The organism is Geodermatophilus sp. URMC 60, assembly GCF_053502585.1.
In genome coordinates this window covers 74,307-93,435 of record NZ_CP199958.1, presented here as the reverse complement: position 1 = coordinate 93,435, position 19,129 = coordinate 74,307, and the positions used below count along the sequence as shown (strand labels likewise).

At 74.8% G+C, this 19,129-nt stretch carries 16 protein-coding genes; 13 read left to right on the top strand and 3 right to left on the bottom strand.

What is annotated here, in order from left to right:
* The first annotated feature begins 5 nt into the window (after nucleotides 1-5).
* The 4 genes from ACWIX3_RS00420 (at nucleotide 6) to ACWIX3_RS00405 (ending at nucleotide 6,481) form a co-directional block, all read left to right on the top strand.
* Complete coding sequence (locus tag ACWIX3_RS00420) at nucleotides 6-668, top strand: PH domain-containing protein (protein WP_448610133.1); 663 nt, start codon at nucleotides 6-8, stop codon at nucleotides 666-668.
* A 71-nt stretch (nucleotides 669-739) separates the two neighbouring features.
* On the top strand, nucleotides 740-1,891 hold the full coding sequence (locus tag ACWIX3_RS00415) for an exonuclease SbcCD subunit D (protein WP_448610132.1): 1,152 nt from the start codon (nucleotides 740-742) through the stop codon (nucleotides 1,889-1,891).
* Nucleotides 1,888-4,848, top strand: coding sequence for an AAA family ATPase (locus ACWIX3_RS00410; RefSeq protein ID WP_448610131.1), 2,961 nt, complete (start codon nucleotides 1,888-1,890; stop codon nucleotides 4,846-4,848). Before ACWIX3_RS00415 ends, ACWIX3_RS00410 begins: the two co-directional genes overlap by 4 nt.
* 208 nt (nucleotides 4,849-5,056) lie before the next feature.
* Nucleotides 5,057-6,481, top strand: coding sequence for an acyltransferase family protein (locus ACWIX3_RS00405; protein ID WP_448610130.1), 1,425 nt, complete (start codon nucleotides 5,057-5,059; stop codon nucleotides 6,479-6,481).
* Between the two features lie 48 nt (nucleotides 6,482-6,529).
* Here ACWIX3_RS00405 and ACWIX3_RS00400 read toward each other — a convergent pair whose 3' ends face one another.
* Nucleotides 6,530-6,985, bottom strand: coding sequence for a GtrA family protein (locus tag ACWIX3_RS00400; protein WP_448610129.1), 456 nt, complete (start codon nucleotides 6,983-6,985; stop codon nucleotides 6,530-6,532).
* 263 nt (nucleotides 6,986-7,248) lie between these two features.
* On the opposite strand from ACWIX3_RS00400, the gene ACWIX3_RS00395 reads away from it, so the two are divergent.
* From ACWIX3_RS00395 to ACWIX3_RS00355, 9 genes are all read left to right on the top strand, one after another.
* A complete protein-coding gene (locus ACWIX3_RS00395) occupies nucleotides 7,249-8,607 on the top strand; it encodes an acyltransferase family protein (RefSeq protein ID WP_448610128.1) in 1,359 nt (452 codons plus the stop codon).
* Nucleotides 8,608-8,663: 56 nt separating this feature from the next.
* Nucleotides 8,664-9,383 carry an SGNH/GDSL hydrolase family protein gene (locus ACWIX3_RS00390; protein WP_448610127.1) on the top strand — a complete coding sequence of 240 codons (720 nt, stop codon included), beginning with the start codon at nucleotides 8,664-8,666 and terminating at the stop codon, nucleotides 9,381-9,383.
* 42 nt (nucleotides 9,384-9,425) lie between these two features.
* Nucleotides 9,426-10,631, top strand: a complete 1,206-nt coding sequence (locus tag ACWIX3_RS00385) for a 5-(carboxyamino)imidazole ribonucleotide synthase (protein ID WP_448610126.1) — start codon at nucleotides 9,426-9,428, stop codon at nucleotides 10,629-10,631.
* Nucleotides 10,632-10,688: 57 nt separating this feature from the next.
* Nucleotides 10,689-11,189 carry a 5-(carboxyamino)imidazole ribonucleotide mutase gene (gene purE, locus ACWIX3_RS00380; protein WP_448610125.1) on the top strand — a complete coding sequence of 167 codons (501 nt, stop codon included), beginning with the start codon at nucleotides 10,689-10,691 and terminating at the stop codon, nucleotides 11,187-11,189.
* A 27-nt stretch (nucleotides 11,190-11,216) separates the two neighbouring features.
* Nucleotides 11,217-12,374: an acyl-CoA dehydrogenase family protein gene (locus tag ACWIX3_RS00375; protein WP_448610124.1), complete on the top strand. Its 1,158-nt coding sequence runs from the start codon at nucleotides 11,217-11,219 to the stop codon at nucleotides 12,372-12,374.
* 243 nt (nucleotides 12,375-12,617) lie between these two features.
* Nucleotides 12,618-13,664: an SMODS domain-containing nucleotidyltransferase gene (locus tag ACWIX3_RS00370; protein ID WP_448610123.1), complete on the top strand. Its 1,047-nt coding sequence runs from the start codon at nucleotides 12,618-12,620 to the stop codon at nucleotides 13,662-13,664.
* A complete protein-coding gene (locus ACWIX3_RS00365; RefSeq protein ID WP_448610122.1) occupies nucleotides 13,661-15,265 on the top strand; it encodes a ThiF family adenylyltransferase in 1,605 nt (534 codons plus the stop codon). Before ACWIX3_RS00370 ends, ACWIX3_RS00365 begins: the two co-directional genes overlap by 4 nt.
* Nucleotides 15,262-15,804: a Mov34/MPN/PAD-1 family protein gene (locus tag ACWIX3_RS00360; RefSeq protein WP_448610121.1), complete on the top strand. Its 543-nt coding sequence runs from the start codon at nucleotides 15,262-15,264 to the stop codon at nucleotides 15,802-15,804. Before ACWIX3_RS00365 ends, ACWIX3_RS00360 begins: the two co-directional genes overlap by 4 nt.
* Nucleotides 15,805-15,850: 46 nt before the next feature.
* Complete coding sequence (locus ACWIX3_RS00355) at nucleotides 15,851-17,302, top strand: SAVED domain-containing protein (RefSeq protein WP_448610120.1); 1,452 nt, start codon at nucleotides 15,851-15,853, stop codon at nucleotides 17,300-17,302.
* Between the two features lie 77 nt (nucleotides 17,303-17,379).
* Here ACWIX3_RS00355 and ACWIX3_RS00350 read toward each other — a convergent pair whose 3' ends face one another.
* Nucleotides 17,380-18,711: a hypothetical protein gene (locus tag ACWIX3_RS00350; protein ID WP_448610119.1), complete on the bottom strand. Its 1,332-nt coding sequence runs from the start codon at nucleotides 18,709-18,711 to the stop codon at nucleotides 17,380-17,382.
* A complete protein-coding gene (locus tag ACWIX3_RS00345) occupies nucleotides 18,708-19,082 on the bottom strand; it encodes a hypothetical protein (RefSeq protein WP_448610118.1) in 375 nt (124 codons plus the stop codon). Before ACWIX3_RS00345 ends, ACWIX3_RS00350 begins: the two co-directional genes overlap by 4 nt.
* Nucleotides 19,083-19,129 lie beyond the last annotated feature (47 nt).

Sequence of the window (19,129 nt, the reverse complement as noted above, 5' to 3'; positions counted from 1 at the left end):
TCCGGGTGGCCTACCCGGACAAGCTGCTCGCCGAGGACGAAGAGATCGTCCGGCACCTGCACCCGCACTGGCTGACCCTCGCCCGACCGGTGCTCGTCCTGCTGCTCGTGGTGGGCGGCACCTCCTTCGGTGCGGCGCTGGTGCCCGACGGCCCCTCGCAGGGCACCGTGCGGGCGGTGCTCGCCGGGCTGGCGCTGGTGGTCCTCGTCGTCGCCGTCCTCCGGCCGGTGCTGCGCTGGCGCACCACGCACTACGTCGTCACCACCCACCGCGTGCTGCTGCGCGAGGGCGTCCTCGCCCGGCGGGGCCGCGACATCGCGCTGTCCCGGATCGCCGACGTCTCCTACCGCCAGACGCTGGGCCAGCGGCTGGTCCGCTCGGGCACGCTCACCATCGAGTCCCTCGGCGACGGCGGCACCACCGTGCTCGGGCGGCTCCCCGACAGCGACGGCGTCCAGCAGCTGCTCGTCGCGCTGATGGAGGAGGACGCCGACCGGCGCGGCGCTGCCGGGGTGCCGCCGCCGCGCGACGGGTGGGACGCGGGCTGGGACGACGCCGGCTGGGACGACGCCGGCTGGGACGACGCCGGCTGGGACGACGCCGGCCGGGACGGCGTCGGCCCGCCCCCCGCCGGCCGGACCGCCCAGCAGCGCACCACCCGCTTCTGAGCCGGGTGTGACCGGCCCGTCACGGCGTGGCGGGCCGTTCCTGTCGGTACCCCGACCTACCTTCTGCGCCCATGCGGCTGCTGCACACCTCGGACTGGCACATCGGCCGCTCACTGCACGGTGCCGACCTGTTGCGCGAGCAGGAGGAGGTGCTCTCCGGGCTGGCCGACGTCGTCGTCGCCGAGTCGGTCGACGTCGTGGTGGTCGCCGGTGACGTCTACGACCGCGCGGTGCCCTCCGCCGACGCGACGGGCGTGCTCGACCGGGTGGTCGGCCGGCTGCTGCGCGCCGGGGCGGTCGTCGTCCTGACGCCGGGCAACCACGACTCCGCACGCCGCCTCGGCACCTTCTCGACCCTGCTGTCGACGGCCGGTCTGCACGTGCGTGCCGCCACCGCCGGGCTCGACGAGCCGGTCCTGCTGCGTGACGAGCACGGCGAGGTCGCCGTCTACGGGCTGCCCTACCTGGAGCCGGAGATCGCCCGGCACGAGCTCGGCCTCCCGGGCGCCCGCTCGCACGAGGCGGTGCTGACCGAGGCGATGGAGCGGGTGCGCCGCGACCTGTTCCTGCGCCCCGGCGCCCGGTCGGTCGTGCTGGCGCACGCCTTCGTCGGCGGCGGGGTGCCCAGCGACAGCGAGCGTGACATCTGCGTCGGTGGCGTCGACCTGGTGCCCGCGCCGGTGTTCGACGGGGTCGACTACGTCGCGTTGGGACACCTGCACCGGCCGCAGACGATCACCGGGCGACTGCGCTACAGCGGCTCCCCGCTGGCGTACTCCTTCGGCGAGGCCGGGCAGGAGAAGCAGGTGTGGCTGGTCGACCTCGACGCCACCGGGCTGGCCGGCGTGCGCGCGCTGACGCTGCCCACCCCGCGCCGGCTGACCGTGCTCACGGGCACCCTCGACGAGCTGCTCGCCGACCCGGCCCACGCGGGCGTCGAGGAGCACTTCGTCTCCGCCCGGCTGACCGACGACGTCCGCCCCGCGGACCCGATGCGGCAGCTGCAGGCGCGTTTCCCGCACTGCGTGCACCTGGAGTGGACCGGCGGCGCCGGCGGGGGAGACGGGCGCAGCTACCAGGAGCGGCTGCGCGGGCGCAGCGACCTCGAGGTGGCCGGCGAGTTCGTCACCCACGTCCGCAACGGCGTCGGGTTGAGCGACGCCGAGCGCGAGCTGCTGGTCCGGGCCCTGGGCGCCGCGGCCCGCGAGGAGCTCGCCCGGTGAGGCTGCACTCCCTGTCGCTCACCGCGTTCGGGCCCTTCGCCGGCACCGAGACCGTCGACGTCGACGCCGTCGCCCGCGACGGGCTCTTCCTGCTGTGGGGTCCCACGGGTGCGGGCAAGACGACGCTGCTCGACGCCGTGGTCTACGCGCTCTACGGCACCGTCCCGGGCGCGCGCGGCGACGAGAAGCGGCTGCGCAGCGACCACGCCGACGCCGCCACGCGCACCGAGGTCTCCTGCGAGCTGACCCTCGCCGGCGAGCGGTTGCTCGTCGTCCGCCGGCCCGAGCAGACCCGCCCGAAGAAGCGCGGCACCGGCGAGACGACCGAGCAGGCCAGGCTCACCGTGCAACGGTGGGACGACGCCACGTGGCAGCCGGTGAGCACGCGCATCGACGAGGGCTCGGAGTACCTGCGGGTGCGGCTGGGCCTGTCCGCCGAGCAGTTCTGCCAGGTGGTGCTGCTGCCGCAGGGCGACTTCGCCCGCTTCCTGCGCGCCGAGCCGGAGGACCGCGCCAAGCTGCTGCGCACCCTCTTCGACGTGGGCCGCTTCGCCGGCGCGGAGGACTGGCTGGCCGGCGAGCGGCGTGCCGCGGAGGAGTCGCTGCGCGCCGACCGGCACAGGATCAGCACCCTGCTGCACCGGGTCGCGCAGATCGCCGACGTCGACGTGCCCGAGGAGCTGGCGCCCGAGCTGGTCGGTGCCCAGCCCGGCGCCTCGGTGGACGCGTGGGTCGCCGGCGTGCGCGCCCGGGCCGCCGGCGACCTCACCACCGCGACTGCGGCGGCCGGGGCGGCGGCCGCGGAGAGCTCCCGCCTGGACGGTGAGCTGGCCGCGGCCCGCGCGCTCGCCGACCGGCACGCCCGGCGCGACCGTGCCCGCCAGGAGCTGGCCCGGCTCACCGCCGAGGAGGAGCAGCTGGGCCCGCTCCGGGTCCGGGCCGACGCCGGACGCCGGGCCGAGGCGCTGCGCGACGTGCTGGAGACCGTCCGTCGGACCGCGCCGGCCGCCGAGTCCGCGTCCGCCGCCCTGGAGTCGGCGCGAGCCGCCTGGGCGGGCGTCGCCGACGGCAGGGACGCCGACACGCTGCTGGCCCGCGAGCTGCGTGACCGGGCCGCGGCGGCCGGCGCACTGGTGCCCGAGGCCGAGCGGGCCGCCGCCTCGGCCCGCGAACTCAGCCGGCTGGACCGGGACGTCGAGGCGCTCACCGCCCGCTGCGAGGAGGGCGCGCGCAGCGCGGCGGCCTGGCCCGCCCGCGTCGCCGAGGCGCAGCGCCGGCTCGACGCCGCCGCGGCCGCTGCCGCCCGGCTGCCGGGCCTGGCCGCCGCCGCCGATGCGGCCCGCACGGCCCTGGACGCCGCCACCCACGCCGAGCGGGTCGCCGCCGGACTGGCCGCCGCCCGGGAGACCGCGGAGGCCGCGCGCACCGCGTGGGTCGACGCCCGCGAGACCCTCGTCGAGGTGCGCGCGGCTCGCCTGGACGGGATGGCCGCCGAGCTCGCGGCGGGCCTGGCACCTGGCGCCGACTGCCCCGTGTGCGGCGCCACCGAGCACCCGCGGCCGGCCACGCACGCCGGCGCGCGCGTCTCCGCCGACGACGAGGAGCGGGCGCGGGTGGTCGTCGACGCGGCCGAGGAGCGCACCGCCGCCGCCCGCCGGACCGTCGAGGAGCGGGAACGCGAGCTCGCCGTCCTCCGCGAGCGGGCCGGGGAGCTGCCGGCGGCCGAGCTGGCCGCACGCGCCGAGCAGGCCCGTGCCGAGCGGGACGAGGTGGCTGCCCTCGCCGAGGGCGCCGAGGCCACCCGCCGGGCACTGGCCGCCCGGGAGGCCGGCCGCGACGCCGCGGCGGCGCAGCTCGCCGCCGACCGCGAGGAGCTGCAGCGGCGCACCGCTGAGCGGGAAGGCCGCGCCGAGGTGTTGACCGAGCTGACCGCGCGGCTCGACGCGGCCCGCGGGGAGGACGCCGACCTGCCGGCGCGGGTCCGCCGGCTGACCGGGGCCGCGGAGCGCTGCGAGGCGGTGCTGGCCGCCGAGGCCGAGGAGCTGCGCGCCCGCACGGCCGCCGCCACCGCCCGGGAGACCGCGGGGGAGCGTGCCACGGCCGCCGGGTTCGCCGACCTGCTCGACGCCGCGGGCGCCCTGCTCGACGCGGGGGAGCTGACCCGCCTGGAGCGGCGGCTCCGGGAGCACGACGAGGCCCGGTCGGTCGTCGCCGCCACCCTCGCCGACCCCGACCTCACCGACCTGCCCCCGCGGCCCGACATCGCCGCGCTGCAGCAGCGCTGTGCGCAGCTGACCGCCCGCCGGGAGGAGGCGGTCGCCGCGCTCGAGCAGGCGAGGCGCTGCGCCGGCGCGCTCGACACGCTGGCCGGCGAGGTGGTCTCCGCCGAGGTGGAGCACGCCGAGCGCCGGGCCTGGGCGGGGCGGGTCGCCGGCCTGGCCGACCTGGTCAACGGCCGCGGCGCCAACACGCTGCGGATGCGGCTGCAGTCCTTCGTGCTGGCCGCCCGCCTCGAGCAGGTCGCCGAGGTCGCCAGCCGGCGGCTGCAGGAGATGTCCGGGGGCCGGTACACGTTCCTGCACAGCGACGCGCAGGCCCGGCACGGCGCCCGGGGAGGGCTGGGCCTGGACGTCTTCGACGAGTACACCGGTACCCGGCGGCCCACGAAGACCCTCTCCGGCGGGGAGAGCTTCATGGCGTCGCTGGCGCTGGCCCTCGGCCTCGCCGACGTCGTCACCGCCGAGGCCGGCGGTATCCAGATGGACACGTTGTTCGTCGACGAGGGGTTCGGCACGCTCGACGCGCTGGCCCTCGACGCGGTCATGAACGTGCTCGACGAACTGCGGCGGGGTGGCCGGACGGTCGGCGTCATCAGCCACCTCGAGGAGCTGCGCATCCGCATCCCCACCCGGCTGGAGGTCGTCGCCGGCCGGCACGGGTCCCGCCTGGCCGGCTGACCGGGGTGCCCCGGGCCGAGGCGGGCGGGGCCACCGGGACTGGTGTGACGGGAGTGTCCGGCCACTGTCAGGTCCTGCCTCAGCGCCGCCGAGATTCAGTGGCTTTCGAGTGAAGAAGTGTGTGCGGAGGGTGACTAGCGTCCGGGGAGTCCGCAGGAACGGTCCGTCCCACGGAGCGCTCCCCGCCCGCAGCCCCCGGGAGACGTCGATGTCCGCCGAGTCGAGCGCATCCCCGACCCGCCGCCCTTCCACGCCCACCGTGCAGCGGTCGCGGTCCGAGATCCGGGCCCTCACGGGGCTGCGGATCGTCGCCGCGGCGTGGGTGGTCCTCTTCCACTTCGAGGGCGAGCTCATGCCCTACGTCGACCAGCTGCCGGTCGTGCACGCGGTCGTCAGCGCCGGGTGGATCGGCGTCGAGCTGTTCTTCGTGCTCAGCGGCTTCGTCATCGCCCGCAGCTACCTCGACGAGTGCGGCCGCCGCTGGTCGACGGCGGGTGCGGGCCGGTTCGTGGCCAACCGCTTCGCCCGGGTGTGGCCGGCGTGGATGGCGGTGACGGTGGTCGCCTGCGCGTGGCTGGTGGTCTCTCCGCGGTTGGGGCTGGACCCGCACGTCGTCAGCCCGCACCCGCCGCTGGACATCTCGGTCCTGCTGCGCCAGGTGACGATGACACAGATGTGGGGCGAGTCCTCGCTCGTCGACGTCAGCTACGTCCCGCCAGGCTGGTCGATCAGCGCCGAGTGGCTCGCCTACCTCGCGTTCCCGCTGCTCGCGCTCGCGCTGCGCCCGATGCTGCGCGTCCACCCCGCGCTGGCGCTGGTCCTCGCGACGGCGGCGATGTCCCCGCTCGCGCTGACGTCGTTCCTGCACGGTACCGACGACATCGAGATGAACTGGGTGCTGCGCATCGCCTGCAGCTTCGTCGCCGGCATCCTCGCCTCCTGCGCCGTCGCTCGGCTGGAGGGCGCCGAGGGGGCGGAACGGTGGGGCCGGCGGCTCACCACCGCTGCTCTGGTGACCACGGGCGTCGTCCTGCTCTGGGCCAACTGGCGCACCGGTCAGGACCTCGCAACGGGCCCGGAGTTCGGCAAGTACGCGGCCGTCGCGGTCGCCGTCTGGCCGATGCTCATCGCCGGCCTCGCGCTGGGCGACGGCGGACCGGCACGGTTCCTGTCGCGGGACGCCATGGTCTACGGCGGCCGGGTCTCCTACTGCCTGTACCTCGTCCACTGGGTCGTGCGGGACATCGGCATGGCCGTGATCAACCGCGACCCCGACGGTGCGGGCGCCCTGTCGCCCGGCGGTGCGCTCGTCACCCCCGTCCTCGTCGCCCTCTGCTTCGTGCTCGCGGCCGGGCTCCACCACGGTGTCGAGGAACCGGTCCGGCGTCGGCTGGTCCGCCTCTGGGGCGGTCGGCGCGTCGTCGAGACGGCCCCGGCGGCCGAGCCGTCGCAGCCGGTGGTGACCGGCGAGGGTCCCGCGACCTCACGACTGCTGACGCCGCGGCACGTCGCCTCCGGTCGTTCCTGGTCCCCGGCCGCGCCGCTGCAGCCGCGGACCGCGGTGGCGCCGAACCTGCCCGAGAGCGCCCGCCTCGCTGTCGGGGAGGGGCAGGCCGCCGGCGTGCGTGGCTGATGCCCGGACGCTGGTCCCGACGGGCGCGTCAGCGGGATCGCGCGGGGATCAGGCGGAGCGCTCGGCGGCCGGGAACACCCACTGCCGGTACATCAGGTAGCGCACGACGGTGCCCACGGCGATGGAGATCAGGTTGGCGCCCTGCAGCGCCCACGCGCTGGTCAGATCGAGGCCGTAACGGGCGAAGGCGACGATCGCCAGGCCCAGCAGCAGCGTCAGGCCGTTGATCGCGAGGAACATGGGGTACTCGCGCTTGAACCCGGTGCGGGCCCGGTGGGCGAACGACCAGTGCCTGTGGCCGAAGAAGGCGACGGTCATCGCCACGACCGTCGCCACCGCCTTCGCGGCGACCGCGCCGCTGCCCAGGTGCCCGTAGAGCAGCTGGAAGAGCCCGACCTCGATCACGAAGCCGATCCCCCCGACGACGCCGAACGCACCCAGGTGACGGACGACGGCCCAGGGGGAGCGGCTGCGGCGCTGCACACGTGCGGTAACGGCAGTCACGAGGCGCCAGGGTACGCGTTCGGGCACCGGCCGACCTGCGGGGAGCCGCGGCCGGGCCGCGCCCCCGGCGTGGCAGCCGGGCAGACCTCCCCACGAGGTGGCGCGCCCAGCGGCCGGGCCGGCCACGCCGACTTCGTCAGAAGTGGCCGTACGGGCCCGGGATCTCTGTCGTGTCGTCGACTCAACACGGCCGCGTCGATCACTACCGTTCTGTCACGGGACATGAGCGCCCTGTGATCGACCACCGCAGCGAGGAGATCCGCGTGTCCAGAGCAGCTCAGACCATCCGAGCAGGCGGTGAGCAGTCGGTCGGCTCGGGGGAGATCCGGGCGCTGACCGGGCTGCGAGCGGTCGCGGCCGTCTGGGTGGTCGTCTACCACTTCCAGTTCACCCCCGGCCTGGGCTACGACGGCTACTGGGAGCCGCTCCGGCCGGTCATCCGCGCCGGCGCCACCGGCGTGGACCTGTTCTTCGTCCTCAGCGGCTTCGTGATCACGCTGACCTACCTCGAGCGCGTCGGCAGCAAGCCCTGCGTGCGCGAGGCGGGGACGTTCCTGTGGGCCCGGGTGTGCCGGATCTGGCCGGTGTACGCACTGGTCACCGTCGTCTACGGCGGCTGGCTGCTGTTCAAGGCCACCCGGGTGACCGACGGCGTCGTCGCCTACCAGGTCCAGCAGCCGGTGCTCGACGCCGGGAACTTCCTCCTCCAGTTCACGATGGTCCAGCTGTGGTGGCACCCCGTCTCGGGTGGCGAGTCGTGGATGGGCTCGGCCTGGTCGATCAGCGCCGAGTGGCTGGCCTACGTCGCCTTTCCGCTGGTCGCGCTGCTGCTCTGGCGCGTCCGCAACGCGCCGCTGGTGGTGCTCGGCGCCACCGCCGTCCTGCTGATGGTGCCGCTGAGCTACACCACCTACGTCCAGGGCGGGCCGGTGATCGCCTGGTCCTGGCTGCTGCGCATCGGCGCGGCGTTCCTGGCCGGCGCCCTGACCTGCCTGGTCGTCCGGCGGGTGCGCCGGACGCCGCGTGTGGAGAAGCTCGCAGCCACCTGGGCCCTGGCCGGCGTCGGCGCCATCGCCATCGGCCTGTGGTGGGGCGACTGGCGGGGGATCGACGACGACCACTCCGCGTTCGGCGGGATCGTCGTCCTCTTCTTCCCGCTGCTCGTCGGCGCGCTCGCCCTCTCCCGCACCGGCCTGAGCGCCCTGCTGTCCCGGGAGCCCGTGGTGCACGGCGGCCGGATCTCCTTCGGCCTCTACCTGGTGCACATCCCGGTGTTCGAGGTGTTCTGGACCCTCATGGGGTGGTGGCCGAAGATCGCTGCCGGCACCTCGCTGTGGGCCCTGCTGCTCGCCCCGCTGCTCCTCTCCACGTTCGTCCTCGCACACCTGGCCCACCGGTTCGTCGAAGAGCCGGCTCGCACGGGGCTCCGCCGGCTCCTCCCGGCGCGCGGGCCGGCCGCAGCTGCGGCGCAGGTGGCGCCGGCACGGACGCCGATCCCCGCCGTCCGGGGTGGCCGGCCCCTGACGCCGGCCACGGCGGCCCTGCTGGCCGGGCGCAGCGCCGACGTCCCACCGAAGGAGCCGGCCGTCCCCGTGCCGGCGCAGCGGTCGCTCAGCGCCTGACGGCGCCGTCGAGCAGCCTCCTCGGACATCACGACCTGGTGGCCCAGACTCGTGCCGTGGCTCGACTCCTCCCTCGACGGGCTCCCGTGCGGACGGCGGTGGCCGCCGTCGTGCTGGCCTCCGTCGCCGGCTGCGGCCCGGCGGCGGACGACGCGCCGCCCCGGACCGCGACCTCCGCGGTGCCCGGCAGCCCGGCACCCGCGACGGCGGACACGGCCGCGCCGCGCACCTTCGTCGCGGTCGGCGACTCCATCACCGCGGGCGCCACCGACCCGTCGCAACCGCTCGTGGGGGACCGGGTCCAGGGGGATGCCTCCTGGCTGCCGGCCGCCGAGCAGGAGAGCGGCGTGGAGCTCGTGGCCGGCTGGGCCGTGCCAGGGGCCACGACGGCGGACATGCTGGCCGGGGTCGAGGCCACCGACTGGACCGCCGACGTGCTCGTCGTGATGGCCGGCACCAACGACCTGGCCCAGGGGCTGCCGTGGGAGGAGTCGGCCGCCGACATCGAGGGCGTCGTCGCGACGGCCGGCGCGCCGACCGTGGTGGTGGTCGCCATCGCGCCCTACGACCCCCTCCCCGCGGCGCGCAACGGCTTCAACGCCGCGCTCGCGGACCTGGCCGGCCGCAGCGGCTGGACCTACCTCGACCCGTGGACGGAGGTCGACGCCGGCGGCGCGTTCCCCCCGGGCGCGTCGCCGGACGGCGTCCACCTGACACCGGCCGTGGCCGCCGACGTGGGCGGCCGCATCGGCCGCTCGCTGGCCGCGCTGGGCTGAGCCCGGCGGGTGCCCCGGGGACACGCCCTAGGCTGGGGACCCGTGGCCCCCTCCGTCGACCCGCGCACCGGACTGCCCGTCGTCGCCATGGTCGGCGGTGGCCAGCTGGCCCGGATGACGCACCAGGCGGCCGTCGCGCTCGGCCAGTCGCTGCGGGTCCTCTCCACCGGCCCGGACGAGTCGGCCGCCCTCGTGGCCGCCGACGTCCGCCTCGGCGACCACCGGGACCTCGACGCCCTGCTCGCGCTCGCCGAGGGCGCCACCGTCGTCACCTTCGACCACGAGCACGTCCCCACCGAGCACCTGCGCGCGCTGGAGGCGGCCGGTCACCGGGTCGCGCCCGGCCCCGACGCGCTGGTGCACGCGCAGGACAAGCTGGTCCTGCGCCGCGCGCTAGCTGCTGCGGGCGAGCCGCAGCCGGCCTGGGCCGAGGTCCGCTCCGTCGACGAGGTCGCGGCCTTCGGCGACCGGCACGGCTGGCCGGTGGTCCTCAAGGCGCCGCGCGGCGGCTACGACGGGCGCGGGGTGTTCGTCGTCGACGGTCCGGACGACGCCCGGGAGCTCCTCGCCCGGTACGACGTCCTGCTGGCCGAGCAGCGGGTCCCGATGGTCAGGGAGCTGTCCGCGCTGGTCGCCCGCTCGCCCTTCGGTCAGGTCGCCGTCTGGCCCGTGGTCGAGACCGTGCAGCGCGACGGCATCAACACCGAGGTGCTCGCCCCGGCGCCCGGGCTGGACGAGGACACCGCGACCGCCGCGCAGGAGCTCGCGGTGCGGGTGGCCGACCGGGTCGGTGTCGTGGGGGTGCTCGCCGTCGAGCTGTTCGAGACGGCGGACGGCGTCCTGGTCAACGAGCTCGCCATGCGGCCGCACAACTCCGGGCACTGGACGATCGAGGGCTCGCGGACCAGCCAGTTCGAGCAGCACCTGCGTGCCGTCCTCGACTACCCGCTGGGTGCCACGGCGATGGCCGCACCGGTCGTGGTGATGGCCAACGTGCTCGGTGGGCGCGCCGCGGAGGAGGGCTGGACCGGCCCCGGCCTCGACGAGCGGGTGCACCACCTCATGGCGCACTGGCCCGACGTCAAGCTGCACTGGTACGGCAAGGGGCAGCGCCCCGGACGCAAGCTCGGCCACGTGACGGCGCTGGGCACCGACCTCGGCGAGGTGCGCGCCCGGGCCACCGCTGCAGCCCGCTACCTGGCCGACGGCGAGGTCGACCCGGCGTTCGCCTTCCCGACCGAGCACTGACCCGAGAGCGCACCGACCCGAGAGCGCACCGACCCGACCGAGCAGCGAGGAGCCCGCGTGGACCCGATCGTCGGCATCGTCATGGGCAGCGACTCCGACTGGCCGGTGATGGAGCCCGCCGCGGCGGCGCTGACCGAGTTCGGCGTCCCGTACGAGGCGCACGTCGTCTCCGCGCACCGCACCCCGCGCCGGATGCTCGAGTACGCCGAGAGCGCCGCCGGCCGCGGTCTGCGGGTGGTCATCGCCGGCGCCGGGGGAGCGGCGCACCTGCCCGGGATGGTCGCGGCGGCCACGCCGCTGCCGGTCATCGGCGTCCCCCGGCCGCTGGACCGCCTCGACGGGCTGGACAGCCTGCTGTCGATCGTGCAGATGCCCGCCGGCGTGCCGGTCGCGACGGTCTCCATCGGCGGCGGCCGCAACGCCGGGCTGCTCGCCGTGCGGATCCTCGCCGCCTCCGACCCGGACCTGCGGGCCGCCGTCGAGCGGTTCCAGAGCGACCTGGCCGAGTCCGTCGTCGCCCGGGACGCCACGCTGCAGGAGCGGCTTGCTTCCTCCTGACGACGGGGCGTCCTACGATCTGTACTCGTGGGTAACAACGCTGCGGGGCTCTACACCCTGACCGAGGAGCACGAGGCGATCCGCGAGGCGGTCCGCGACATCGCCGAGCAGGAGATCGCCCCGTACGCCGCCGAGGTCGACGCCGACTCGCGCTACCCGATCGAGGCGCAGAAGGCCCTCACCGCCGCCGGCTTCCACGCCACCCACATCCCCGAGGCCTACGGGGGAGAGGGCGCGGACGCGATCGCGACCTGCATCGTCATCGAGGAGGTCGCCCGGGTCGACGCGAGCGCCTCGCTGATCCCCGCGGTCAACAAGCTCGGCTCGATGCCGGTGATCCTCTCGGCGTCCGAGGACCTCAAGCAGCGGGTGCTGCGGCCGATCGCCGCCGGCGACGCGATGATCAGCTACGGGCTCTCCGAGCGGGAGGCCGGCTCCGACGCCGCCGCGATGAGGACCCGCGCCCGGCTCGACGGCGACAGCTGGGTGCTCAACGGCACCAAGGCCTGGATCACCAACTCCGGCGTCTCCGAGTGGTACACGGTCATGGCCGTCACCGATCCGGAGAAGGGCGCCAACGGCATCTCCGCCTTCGCCGTCCACCGGGACGACCCCGGCTTCGCCGTCGGCCCCAAGGAGCGCAAGATGGGCATCAAGGGGTCGCCCACCTGCGAGCTCTACCTCACCGACTGCACCATCCCGGCCGACCGGATCATCGGCGAGCCCGGCACCGGCTTCAAGACCGCGCTGCGGACGCTGGACTTCACCCGGCCGACCATCGGCGCGCAGGCCGTCGGCATCGCCCAGGGCGCGCTCGACGCCTCGGTGGCCTACGTCAGGGAGCGCCGCCAGTTCGGCAGGGCGATCAGCGAGTTCCAGGGCGTGCAGTTCATGCTCGCCGACATGGAGATGAGGATCGAGGCGGCGCGGCACCTCGTCTACGTCGCCGCGGCCGCCGGTGAGCAGGGCCGCCCCGACGTCACCCGGGTCTCGGCCTCGGCCAAGGCCTTCGCCTCGGACGTCGCCATGCAGGTCACCACCGACGCCGTCCAGCTCTTCGGCGGCGCCGGCTACACGCAGGACTTCCCGGTCGAGCGCATGATGCGCGACGCCAAGATCACCCAGATCTACGAGGGCACCAACCAGATCCAGCGCATGGTGATCGCACGGAGTCTCCTGCGGTAGGGCGGCGACCGGCGTTCTCGCAGGTCATGACCATGATAGGACGCTGCGGGGACGCCGGATCCCGTTGCTCGGGTGACCGCCCGCTGCGGTGACCTCAGCACCCGACGGAACCGCGCGGCACGGTCGGTGTGACGCCTGTGTGACGGCTCCGGGGTCGTGAGACTCCCGTTCCTGTCACCCCTGCGTGGTCAACTGGAAGCAGAGAGCCACCTCTGCCCCCGGTGGCCGGAACACAGGAGTGACATGCCCGAGCTCACCACGCAGTTCGAAGCCGCCTTGAGCAACATCGAGCCGACCACGGCCGACAAGGACAACGCGCCGAAGGCCCACGCCGAGGTCAGCGCCGCGCTCGCGGCCGACCCGACGATCGCCGACTGGGGCTTCGACCCCATCCTGATCGGCAGCTACAAGCGCCACGTCAGCATCCGGCGGATGAAGGACGTCGACGTCTTCAGCCGGCTGACCGACCTGGGCGGCGACGTGCTCCCCGGCACCGTCCTCGCGCAGTTCGAGCGCGTGCTGCGCAAGGCGTTCCCCACCGTCGACGGCGACGTGCGGGTGCACCGGCAGGCCCGCAGCCTGCAGGTGGGCTTCCCCGAGTACGACGGCCTGTACGTCGATGCCGTGCCCGCCCGGCCGTGGACGTCGCCCTACGACGTCAAGGCCTGGCAGCTGCCCAAGCGCGAGGAGAAGGACCACCAGCAGGGCTGGCAGGCGACCAACCCCGACCGGCTGACCGAGCTGACCAACGAGCTGAACGACGCCGACCACTTCGACGGGTACTACGTGCCGACGGTGAAGCTGCTCAGGCAGACCCGCCGCAGCCTGCTGAAGAACCGCAAGCCCGGCGGGCTGACCGTCGAGATCGCCGCGCTGCACGCCTTCAACACCGGCCTGGTCACCGGCCCGACCCGCGCCGACTTCTACGCCACCGCCCTCCGCCAGACCGGCAACGTCCTCTACAACGCCTTCGTCCTCGGCTGGGGCCTCGACGACCCCACCCTGCCCGGTGAGAAGGTCGTAGTCCGCGGGTCCGACGAGGACAAGACGGCTCTGGCCACAGCGTTCCTCGACGCTGCCACGCAGGCCGAGCAGGCGCTGCGCAGCACCGACAAGTGCGCCGCCGCCAAGACCTTCTGCGACCTGCTCGGCAAGGCCGTCGACGACGTCGGCGACACCGACTTCGTCTTCCCGATGCCCGCGACCTGCAACGCCGACGGCACCGCAAAGCGGTTCGCGTCGGTCACCGCCGGGGACCCGCTGGTGCCGGCCACCCGCCGCTTCGGGTGAGCCAGCCCGACCAGGACGGCGTCGCACAGATCGACCGCCGCGCCGCTGCAGGCGAGTCGCTGCACCTGGCCGCGGCCGAGGCCCGAGAGGAGATGGCCGACGCGCTGGCCCGAGAGGGGTTCCGGCGCTGCGACGACGCCGTGGACTCCGGTGAGGGCTGGTGCGGCGTCCTGACCTTCCGCCCGGTCGGCGGCGAGGACGGGTCGGTGCGCATGACCGCCGTCGGCATCGCGGTCCCCGACGCGTTCCCGTTCGCGCCGCCGAAGGTCCACCCCGGCTCGCAGGCCTGGGCCGAGATGGTCACCGGTCGGACGTTCGGTGAGGACTACTACGAGCCCGGCCGCGGCTGGCACCGCGACCTGGACCTGGCGATGTGCCTGTTCGACGAGGCCGATCACGCCCGGCTGCGCTGGGCTGACGGGGCGGTGCTGCTGGAGCAGGCCCGGGCCTGGCTGGCCGCTGACGCGGCCGGCTGGCCGGACGACGCCCCGGCGCTGGACCTCGAGCGGTACCTGTACCCGGCGGTCGACCAGCGGGTGGTCCTCTACGGCCCCCTGCACGACCGGGACGGGGAGGTCCTGCGGCTGCAGGGCAAGCGCCACGGTGTGCTGCGCCTGGGCCGCCCGGCCAGCCAGGTCCGCAGCGGCTCCCGGCGGCGCCGCCACCGGTGGGGCGGTGACGCCGTCCTCATCCTGGCCGCCGGGGAACTCGCCGGCCCGATCCGGCACTGGGACGACCTGCGCGCCGCCGTCGGCGCCGACCGCGCCCAGCGGTTGACCCTGGCTCAGCAGGACGGCCTGACCCGGGTGCTGATGACCTACACCCGACGCGGCCTGCCCGCGGCGCTGGCCCTCGAGCTGAGTGCCCACCCCGACGGCGAGGTGCAGCTGCGGGCGATGCGCGCCGCCCCCGACGACCTGGCGACCCGCCAGATCCGCGCCGGGCTCGGCGCCGAGCAGCTCGGGACCCGGAAGGTCGCCATCGTCGGCGTCGGCGCGATCGGCTCGGTCGTCGCTGACCTGCTGCACCGCGGGGGCGTCGGGCACCTGCACCTCATCGACGCGGACCGGGTGCTGCCTGGCAACACCACCCGGCATCTGCTCGGGGACGCCGCGGTCGGCCGGCCGAAGGCCGCTGCGGTCGCCGAGGCACTGCACGCCACCCGCCCGCACTTGGGCCAGGTCACGTTCACCGTCGACGAGGTGGACACGCCGCTGCGCGCCATCGAGGTGCTGGCCGCCTTCGACGCCGTCGTCGATGCCACCGCCGACTCCACCGCGACCGCGCTGCTGACCGCGGCCGCCCGCGCCGGAGCCGGGCACCTGCTGTCGGTGTACGTCCTCGCCGACGGCTACGCCGTCCGCGTCGACCGCACGCCCGAACCCGACGGGCAGATCACCCTCCCGGCCCCGCATCTGCCCCCTCCGGCGCCCACCGTGTACGAGGCCGGCTGCGGCAGCCCGGTGAGCACCACCCCGCCGGCAGCCGCCTGGGAGGCCGCCGCCATCGTCGCCCGGCACACCGTGGCCCTGCTGTTGAACCCGGAGTCTGTGCCCGCCGGCGAGGAACGGCGGCTCCACCCCGAGGCGGTACAGCGATGACGCCCGTCGGCATCCTCATCACCGGCACCGCGCTGGATGCAGCGACCACCGACGGGCTGGCCGCCCTCCCGCAGGAGACCGGCGGCATCCTGCTGGGCTTCCGCACCCCGGATCTGGTCGTGGTCACCCGGGCGCTCACGGTGCCCGATCCCCGCAGCAGCCGACACACCTACCGCCGGCACCGCCGGCGCGCCCAGGCCCAGATGGCCGCCGCCGGCATCAACGAGACGCCGGGGATCGGCTACGTCGGCGAGTGGCACACCCATCCGGCCGACTGCCCGCCGAGCCGCATCGACATCCGGGCCCTGACCGCCACCGCCCGGCTGACCACCGCGCCGGTCGCGCTGATCGTCCTCGCCTACCGCGCGGACCGATCGGTTGCGGTCCACGGGCTGACCGCCGTCCGGGAGCCGTGGCCGGTTCCCGCCGTCAGCCCGGTCCAGCTGTTCTCCGCCAGCCCCACCGTCACCGACGACACCACCGCCAGCCTCGAGGCGGAGGCCGCCGAGGCCCTGACCCATCCGGAGGAAGCCCGTTGACCAGCCTGCTGACCCGCCCGGCCGGCACGCCCCAGGAAGTCGGCGCGTGAAGCCACCCGCCCGCGGCGCCGCCGTCCGCGGCGACGACTACCAGTACGCGGTGGCCTGGGTGGAGGCCTGCCGCGCGCTCAACGACGCCGGCATCGCGTCGGTCAGCATCGAAGACGCCGGCGCCGGCCAGTTCGACGACGTCGCCGTCCGCCGCACGGACGCCCACCCGGACCGGTACTTCCAGGTGAAGAGCTCCAACGCCGGCGACGTCGCCATCGACGAGAAGTGGCTCACCACGCCGGCGACCGAGAAGGGGCAGAGCCCCCTGCAGCACTTCCACCGCACGTGGAAGGAGCTGACCGAGCGCGGACGCCCGTTCGAGCTGACGCTGCTGACCAACCGCGCCTTCGACAACGGCCACGCCCTGATCGGCCCGGCACGCAACAACTTCGACTGCCACATCCGCGTCGACGAGGTGCGCCAGGCGACCTCGCGCAGCGACCTCGGCAAGGCGCGGGACGCCTGGGCGACGCACCTGGACATCGACGTCGACGAGCTGCTGGAGTTCCTCACCGTCGTGCGGTGGGAACAGGCAGGAGCCGAGGAGTCCGTCCGGGAGATCGCCAAGCCGCTGATGAAGCTCGCCGGACTCCGCGACGACGACGAGGCCGTCGAGATCGGCATCGCGATCATCCGCGGGCTGGTCAAGACCGGCGGCGGCCCGCAGACCCCCGACCAGCTGCGCCAGGCCATCGACGAGAACAACCTCCTGGCCTCCTTCGCGCAGGTCATCCTCGCCGTGCACGCCATCGACCGTCCCACCTCGCCGGACACGGCACACGTGACCATCGACTGGCTCGACCAGTTCCCCGGCGAGGACGACCGGAGCCGCTACCGGGCCGCTGACCCGGCCGCGTGGACCAGCACCTTCCCCGCCGACCTCAAGCGGGCCCGCACCTCGCTGGAGATGTACCGGACCCGGCGTGTGCTGGTCACCGGCGCGCTGCGGCTGTCCACTCACTTCGCGGTCGGCTACGAGCTCGCCGACATCCGCAGGTGGGTCCTCGCCGTCGACCAGCGCGGGGAGATCTGGACGACCGACGCCGACCCGGCGCCCGGGATCACCGCCGCCGTCCTGGCCGAGGAGCCCATCGACCAGGGCGAGGGCCTCGCGGTCGTGATCGCCTTGTCCAACGACCCCACCGAGGACGTCCACCTCTACGTCAAGGAGCAGCAGCTGCCTGTGAAGACGCTGCTCACCCTGGGGCCGGACACCGGCCCTGGGGGGAAGGCGGTGCCGTCCAACGCCTGGCTGACCGCCTGGGCGCGCAGCGCGCGGGACGCGGTGCGCTGCGCCGCCCGCCGCGCCGATCATGTGCACCTGTTCATGAACGCGCCGGCGTCGGCGGCCCTCATGCTCGGTCACCAGTGGAACACCGTGCCGGTGCCGACAACCGGGTACGACTTCGACCGGCGGGACTACTTCCCGACCTTCCGCTTCAGCTGAGCTGGACTGGCCGCTGCGCAGGCGACTGACGGACATGAGCTGGGGGGAGGAGCGTCGTGCTCCTCCCCCCAGTGGTGCTACTGCAGCTGCGCGCCGTCGGTGAGCGCGCGGTGGGCGTCCTGGATTTGGGCCGCCAGGGCTGCCTTCAGACCGTCGGCCGTCGCCCGGACGTTGGTCAGCGCCTTCTCCGCAGTGGACACGTGCTTGCTGACGTCCTCGAAGCGGGCCAGCAGGTCGAGCAGGTGCCCGACGGCGGTCCGGGCGCGGCCGACGTCGATGGCGGGGTCCGCGCTGGTCTGTGCGGCGGCCAGGATGGTGAGCTCTCGGACGACGCCGAGGACCAGGGCCATGACGCCGGGATCCGAGGCCGCCACGACCCAGCTGGACGTGTCCACCCGGGCCCATGCGCTGTCGGCCGGCCCGGGCACGTCGTCCGCGGTCGGGACGACGGCCAGGGCCGCGTGCGCGCCGCGGACCCGTCGGGCCTCGGCGAGCTCCTCGCGGAAGGCCCGCATGCTCGCCCGCCGCTGCCGGTGCTTGCACTCGATGATCAGCACCGGCTGGCTGGCCGACATGATCTTGACCAGGACGTCGCCGATCCGACGCGAGGTGCCCGGAGCCGGCCGCGTCCCGACGTGTTCGACCAGGTCGCCCGTCGCCTGTGCCCAGCCGGCCACGGCCAGCGCGGTGCTGTCCTCCCAGTCCTTCCCGATGGCGGCGGAGGTCCTGGTCGTTGCAGCCTGGCTGGCCTGCTGGGCCTGCACCAGGGCGCGCAGCGTGGCGATGCCCTCCGTCAGTTCACGCCTGGCGTCCTGCACCTGAGCGGACAGGTCATTCTTGAGCGCAGCGATGGGTGAGCTCGGGTTCTCCGTGGAGATCACCGCGCGCACCTGGTCGCTGTGCAGCGCCACCACCCGCTCGAGGGCGGTGACCGCCTCGGCCTGTGCCGTGACGGTGGCCTGTCGGACGGCCTCACGGACGTCGTCGGCGCCACCGGCCAGTGCCGTGCTCAGCCCGCGCTCCACCTGAGCGGGGAGCTGGGCCAGCGTCGCCGCGACCGCCTCGCGGGCGGCCTGCTCGGTGGTGTCGACCCGGCTGAGCAGTCCGTCGAGCTGGGCGACGGTGGCCGCGGCGCGGTTCTGCACCGCCTCGTCGAAGCCGGCGAGGACCCGCTGCATCGCGGCGGTGGTGTCACCGGTGCCGCGCCGCAGCCCGGTGGCCACCATGCCGACGACGACGGCGCCCGCGATGGTGTCGGCCAGCGCGGCCGACCCGTGCTCGGCGAGCTCGCGCCGGGCGATGGCGACCGTCTCGGGGTGGGTGACTCGGAGGTGCGAGATCTCCACGGCGTCGTCGGTCACCGTGACGGGGTCGATGCGACGACCCCGCTGCACCGGGATGGCGGTCATCGAGCGTGCCCCAGGCCGATCAGCTGCCGGACGCCGTCCGGCAGGCCGTCGGCCAGCCGGCGGCAGACCAGGCAGCCGGATGATGACGTCGACCTGTCGCCGGTGTGCTCGGCGTTGAGCATCGCCAGCAGCAGGTCGGTCTGTACGGCCTCCCACATCAGCGGGTGCCGCGAGTCCAGCGCCTCCTCGATGGCCCGGATGGCATCTGTCAGGTCGTCGGCTTCATCAGCACCGCGGTGCGCCTGGACGGCGATCAGGCGCGCGCTGACGGTCCACCATGAGCTGAGCAACCGTTGCAGGTCCCGACGGCGGTGTGCCGGGTCGACGCTGCGCCGGGCCGGCTCGGTCGTGGCGTGGATGGGTTGTGACACGGGACCCCCTGGGGTCGCGCGGCGCAGGGGACGGCCCCCCGCATGTC